Consider the following 5,837-nt stretch of genomic DNA (forward strand, 5'->3'; position numbering starts at 1 on the left):
CTGGCCCGCCTGGCCGACGAGTTCGAGGGCAGCGTGAAGCTGGTGGTGGACGGCATCGCCGCCGCCACCGCGGAGATGGCGGCCTCAGCCGACGCCGCCTCTTCCGCCGCCGCCCAGGCGGAGGCGCAGACCACCTCGGCCGCCGCCGCGGCGGAGCAGACCAGCGCCAACGTCGCCACCGTGGCCGCCGCCACGGACCAGCTGAGCGCGTCCATCACCGAAATCGCCCGCCAGATCACCCAGTCGTCGGAGATCGCGGCCGGCGCGGTGGAAGAGGTGGGCCGTACCAGCACCTCCATGGGCGAGCTGGCAGCATCGGCCGCGCGGGTGGGCGACATCGTGGCGCTGATCACCGGCATCGCCGGGCAGACCAACCTGCTGGCCCTGAACGCCACCATCGAGGCCGCCCGCGCCGGCGAGGCGGGCAAGGGCTTCGCCGTCGTGGCCAGCGAAGTGAAGAACCTGGCGACCCAGACCGCCAAGGCGACGGAGGAGATCCAGGCCAAGGTGGCGGAAATCCAGGCCATGACCGGCACCGCCGTCGACGCCATCGCCGGCATCGGCCAGACCGTGAACCGCATGAACGAGATCACGGCCGCCGTAGCCGCGGCCGTGGAGGAACAGGGGGCCGCCACGGCGGAGATCGCCGGCAACGTCCAGCAGGCCGCCACCGGCACGCAGCAGGTGTCCGGCAACGTCGCCGCCGCCCGCCACGCCGTGGCCGAAACCGGCGCGGTGGCCGAAACCGTGCGCGCGGCGGCGGGTGAACTGTCAGTGGAGACCGACCGCCTGCGCGGCCAAGTCCACGGCTTCCTGGCCAATATCCGCTAGGAAGCGAGACCGGCGGCAAGAGCGACGGCTCTTGCCGCTGTAGGCCCCGACGGGGGCCGCCGGAGATTTTTGGGGAGCGTCAGCGGACCGGAAATCGAGGATGGCAAGCCGGCGGATGCCGGCGCCCGCAGGGCATCAAACGTTAAGTAATAAATTCTCGCGCTCCCAGCTGGAAATCACCTGCTGGTAGGCGGCGTCCTCCGCCTGCTTCACCGTGGTGACGCTGGCGACGAAGCGTTCGCCCAGCAGTTCCTTCAGGGGGCGGCAGGCGTTCAGCTTGGCCAGGGCGTCGCCCTGGTGGCGGGGCAAGGTGAAGGCCAGGCGGTGGGCCGTGCCCTTCACCGGCTCCGTCGGTTCCAGGTCCTGCACCATGCCCAGGTAGCCGCAGGCCAGGCTGGCGGCGATCGCGAGATAGGGGTTGGCATCGGCGCCGGCCACGCGGTTCTCCACCCGCCGCGCTTCCGGCGGGCTGAGCGGCACGCGGAAGCCGGTGGTGCGGTTGTCGCGGCCCCAGTGCACGTTGATGGGCGCGTCCGAACCCTGCACCAGGCGGCGGTAGCTGTTCACGTTGGGCGCCATCAGCGGCATGGCGCTGGGCAGGTATTTCTGCAGGCCGGCGATGAAGCTCATGAACAGGCGCGTGTCGCCGCCGTCCGGCAAGCCGAACAGGTTGCGCCCCGTCTTAACGTCCACCAGCGACTGGTGGATATGCATGGCACTGCCCGGCTCGTTCTGCATGGGCTTGGCCATGAAGGTGGCGTAGATGCCGTGGCGGATGGCGGCCTCGCGCACCGTGCGCTTGAACAGGAACACCTGGTCGGCCAGGCTCAGCGCGTCACCGTGGTTGAAGTTGATCTCGATCTGCGCGGCGCCGGCCTCATGGCTCATGGTGTCGACGTCGATGTCCTGCTTCTCGCAATAGTCATAGACCGCCTCGAAAATGGGGTCGAACTCGTTGACCGCGTCGATGCCGAAGGCCTGCCGGCCGCTCTCCTGCCGGCCGGACCGGCCGACGGGCGGGGTCAGGGGATAGTCCGGGTCCTTGTTCAACGCCACCAGGAAGAATTCCAGCTCTGGCGCCACCAGGGGCCGCCAGCCGCGGTCGGCGTACAGCTCCAGCACCCGCTTCAAAACCCACCGGGGGGAGATGTCGACACTGGTGCCATCGGCATAGACGCAGTCGCAGATGACGGCGGCCGTGGGGGCGTCATACCAGGGAACGAAGCGCACGCTGTCGGGGTCGGGCAGCATGTAGACGTCCGAGTTCTCTGGATTGGTCACGCTGTTGGGTGGGGCGTCGCCCGTCACGGTCTGGATGAAGACACTTTCGGGCAGGCGCAGGCCGCGGTCGCGCAGGATACGCAGGAACTTCTCGGCCGGGACGATCTTCCCCCGGGCGATGCCCGACAGATCGGGCACCAGGCACTCCACCTCGGTGATGCGGTTGTTGCGGATGAACTCTTCCAGGACGGCCATGGGTCGGGAACCTCGAACCGGACAAAATTGGAAGGACCGTCCCATCATATCGGGGCGGGATTGCGGCACGGCAGCGGCCAAAGCTGGCAGGCCCCCTAGCGCTTGCGGCCTAGGCCGGGGTGACAGCGCCCCCGTCGGATGGTATGTGCGGACGGGTATTCCCTTCCTTCTCGCGCCGGATTGCCCTGCCCCCATGCCCCCTGCCCCGACCCCGCTCCGCGCGCTGACCTGGCTGGCGCTGGCCGGCCTTTTCGCCGTGCTGGTGCACGCGTCCGTTTCCCCTCACCTGGACCTGGCCATCGCCGGCTGGTTCTGGACGGCGGAAAGCGGGTTCTCCTGGCGGGGGGATCCGTTGGCCAACCGGCTGCATGAGGCGGTGCAGGTCGGCGCCCGCGTGCTGGCCGGCGTGCTGGTGCTGGGCACCGCCTGGACCGCCTGGCGCCGCCGGTCGCTGTGGGGCGCCGACGCCCGCGCCTGGGCCTTCCTGCTGTTGTCGCTGGCCATCGGCCCGGGCCTGATCGGCAACAGCCTGCTGAAGGACCACTGGCACCGCGCCCGGCCGGTGCAGGTGGTGGAGTTCGGCGGCACCTCCCCGTACACCCCGCCCGTCCTGCCGGCGCCCAAGGCCAACTGCGGCCGCAACTGCTCCTTCGTGTCCGGCGACGCCGTGCTGGCTTTTTTCCTGCACAGTTTCGCCTACACCGCCCGGCGGCGGCAGCGCCTGTTGCTGTGGGGCGGGCTGGCCGTCGGCGTCGGCGTAGGGCTGCTACGCATCGGCATGGGTGGGCATTTCTTCAGCGACGTGCTGTATGCCGGCCTGGTGGCCGTGCTGACCAGCGCCTTGCTGCACGCCGGCCTCTACGGCCGCAAGGCCACCCTGGCGCTGTGGTGCCGCTGGCTGCCCGGCTGAGGCGCCATCCCGATGTCCCCCTGGCCCGACAGCTGGTATCGCCATTCCTCTCCACCCGGAGCCGCCGCCGCCGCGATGGCCGGCGACATCACCTGCGACGTCTGCGTCGTGGGCGCCGGCTACACCGGCCTGTCCGCCGCATTGACCCTGGCGGAGCGCGGGTACGACGTGGCGGTGGTGGAAGCGGAACAGGTGGGCTGGGGGGCCTCGGGGCGCAACGGCGGGCAGTTGATCAGCGGCTACAACAAATCCGTCAGCGCCATCGCCCGCATGAGCGGCCCTGACGATGCCCGCCGCTTGTGGGCCCTGGCGGAGGAAGCCAAGGCCCTGCTGGTGGGGCGGGTGGAACGGCACGGCATAGCCTGCGACCTGCGCTGGGGCTACATCTACGCCGCCGCCCGCCCCCGCCACCGCGCCGGCCTGCTGACCCAGCTGCGCGACGCCGAGGCGTTGGGTTATGACCGGCTGCGACTGCTGGAAGGCGCGGACCTGCGCGCCCTGATGGCCAGCCCGCGCTACGGCAGCGGGCTGGAGGATGGGGGTAGCGGCCACCTCCATCCCCTGGCCTACGCCCAGGGTCTGGCCCGCGCGGCGCGTGCGGCGGGCGCCAGGCTCTATGAGAACACCCCGGCGCTGGCCATCGACACCGGCGCCGCCCCAACGGTGACAACGCCGCGCGGCCGGGTGCGCGCCCGCTTCCTGGTGCTGGCCGGCAACGCCTACCTGGGCGACTTGGCGCCGCCTCTGGCCCGCACCCTGGTTCCCATCGTCACCTACATGCTGGCCACGGTACCGTTGGGGGCGGAGCGGGCGACCGCGCTGCTGCCGGCTGACCACGCTGTGTCCGACACCAATGCCGGTCTGCATTATTTCCGGCGCAGCCGCGACCACCGCCTGCTGTTCGGCGGCGGCGTCAACTTCGCCAACCGGTCGACGGCGGACGCGCGTCCCAAGCTGACGCGGGCGCTGGTCCATTGCTTCCCACAGCTGGCGGGCGTGGGCGTCGATCACTTCTGGCACGGCAGCGTGGGCATGACTGTCAGCCGCCTGCCTCAACTGGGCCGGCTATCGCCCACCGCTTATTTCGCCCATGGCTACAGCGGCCATGGCGTGGCCCTGACCGGCATCTGCGGGCAGTTGCTGGCGGAGGCGATATCCGGCCAGGCGGAACGGTTCGACGTCTTCGCCCGCCTGCCCCACCGGTCCTTCGTCGGAAGTCCCTGGCGCGTGCCCCTGCTTAGGCTGGCCAGCCTGTGGTACCGCCTGCGCGACCTGCTCTGACAAAAACCGGGAGCGGTTTGGGGAGGGTAGCGGACCGAAACGCGAGGACACGTCAAAGGCTGGATAGCCCGCCGGCGACTGAGGAAATTAGAAAAACGGCAGTTCCGCCTCGACCGGCTCCTGCACCGGGGCCTTCGGCATCTCCGACAGCGGCACATCGAAGGTGACGACGTCGGCGGGGATGCCGATCAGCAGCAACGGGCACGGGTTGCCGACGCCCCGGTGCACACGATCTTCCAGCTTGCGCCAATGGGTGGTGGCGGCCCCGTACTTGTCCTGGCAGAACGACGCGGCCCAGGCCTCGGCGAAAGAGGGCGCGCCGCTGGCCATGCGGCGGGTGACGTCATCCTGCTGGCGGGTGGTGGGGCGCAGGCCCAGGGCCAGAACGTCGGCGTCGCAGGTCAGAGCGCGGCTCTGGGCGAAGCGGCGGACCATGGGCACCATCTCATCCTGCAAGCTGCGGCCGCGCGTGATGATGACCCCGACGGAAATGACGCCCTCGGCGTGCAGGCGCTTGAAATTCTCCAGATCCCGGTCGAAGAACGGGTCCTTGTTGTTCCACTCGATCTCCAGCGCGATGACCCCCACCCCGGGCACGGCGCGCACGTGGTCGACCTCATGGCTGATGGATTCGCGCCGCTTGCCGTTGACCCGCTTCTCGATGGTGAAATGGGCTTTTTCCCAACCATGATTCGACAGGGCGCGGCGCAGACGCTGGGTGATCTTGGCCTCGCCCCCACCCGAACCGACGATTTCGGTGACGGGAATGGACAGTGCGCCGATGACGACGTCCAACTCGGCCATGGCTTCGGGGAAATCGACGCCGAGGATGGCGCGGGCGTGCGAAAGGAATTCAACCTGGAAACCACGCTGAAGCAGGGTTGGAAACATGGGGAACGGGCATCCACTCGAATTGGACCGGGACCGAACCGGCCGAACGAAGGCCAGGACCCTACCCGATCCAGGTGGTCCGGCGATACGGGGTTCCAGCGGCCTGCGTCTGCCTGCGACCCGGAAGGTTCCACATCCACGCCATGGATACATCAGTACGTATCTATCTCTATTGGCCGTAACGCTCTCCGCCGCGGTCTGTCCAGGAGATGCGTAGTTCCCCCAAGAGGTGTCGTCTAAGGTCTGGCCCGCAGGCCGGATGGGAATGGCGACTCGGGGACCGGTGGGGCCTAAAGCGAACCGTCGCCAGTCCCTGCTCGGGGGTGAGGTAGTCCGCCTGATGAACGTGCTTGATTCGTGCAACCGGAGAATGACCGGAGAGGCGACCGTGGCTGCGCAACAAGATTTCACAACAACACTGCAATTAAATTCCGCCGGCGACATGGAT

General features: G+C 69.0%; 5 protein-coding genes. 3 read left to right on the forward strand and 2 right to left on the reverse strand.

Annotation, left to right across the window (positions count from 1 at the left end; translation table 11 throughout):
• Window positions 1–831, forward strand: an 831-nt coding sequence (locus I55_RS39260; protein ID WP_044564855.1) for a methyl-accepting chemotaxis protein, incomplete at its 5' end; no start/stop codon positions are given.
• 135 nt (window positions 832–966) lie between these two features.
• On the opposite strand, the gene I55_RS32400 is transcribed toward I55_RS39260, so the two are convergent.
• Complete coding sequence (locus I55_RS32400) at window positions 967–2,307, reverse strand: glutamine synthetase family protein (RefSeq protein ID WP_044564856.1); 1,341 nt, start codon at window positions 2,305–2,307, stop codon at window positions 967–969.
• Between the two features lie 193 nt (window positions 2,308–2,500).
• Between I55_RS32400 and I55_RS32405 the strand changes: the two genes are divergently transcribed.
• Window positions 2,501–3,217, forward strand: a complete 717-nt coding sequence (locus I55_RS32405; RefSeq protein WP_049974735.1) for a phosphatase PAP2 family protein — start codon at window positions 2,501–2,503, stop codon at window positions 3,215–3,217.
• 12 nt (window positions 3,218–3,229) lie between these two features.
• Complete coding sequence (locus I55_RS32410) at window positions 3,230–4,498, forward strand: FAD-binding oxidoreductase (RefSeq protein ID WP_044564857.1); 1,269 nt, start codon at window positions 3,230–3,232, stop codon at window positions 4,496–4,498.
• 87 nt (window positions 4,499–4,585) lie between these two features.
• Here I55_RS32410 and I55_RS32415 read toward each other — a convergent pair whose 3' ends face one another.
• Window positions 4,586–5,389 carry a BglII/BstYI family type II restriction endonuclease gene (locus tag I55_RS32415; RefSeq protein WP_044564858.1) on the reverse strand — a complete coding sequence of 268 codons (804 nt, stop codon included), beginning with the start codon at window positions 5,387–5,389 and terminating at the stop codon, window positions 4,586–4,588.
• Window positions 5,390–5,837: the final 448 nt, after the last annotated feature.

Source organism: Azospirillum sp. B4, from assembly GCF_000333275.1.
Classification (GTDB): Bacteria; Pseudomonadota; Alphaproteobacteria; order Azospirillales; family Azospirillaceae; genus Nitrospirillum.

Bases quoted from the DNA above. Each gene is read 5' to 3' on its own strand.
- I55_RS32400 (WP_044564856.1), bottom strand. From the start codon at position 2,307: ATGGCCGTCCTGGAAGAGTTCATCCGCAACAACCGCATCACCGAGGTG.
- I55_RS32405 (WP_049974735.1), top strand. From the start codon at position 2,501: ATGCCCCCTGCCCCGACCCCGCTCCGCGCGCTGACCTGGCTGGCGCTG.
- I55_RS32410 (WP_044564857.1), top strand. From the start codon at position 3,230: ATGTCCCCCTGGCCCGACAGCTGGTATCGCCATTCCTCTCCACCCGGA.
- I55_RS32415 (WP_044564858.1), bottom strand. From the start codon at position 5,389: ATGTTTCCAACCCTGCTTCAGCGTGGTTTCCAGGTTGAATTCCTTTCG.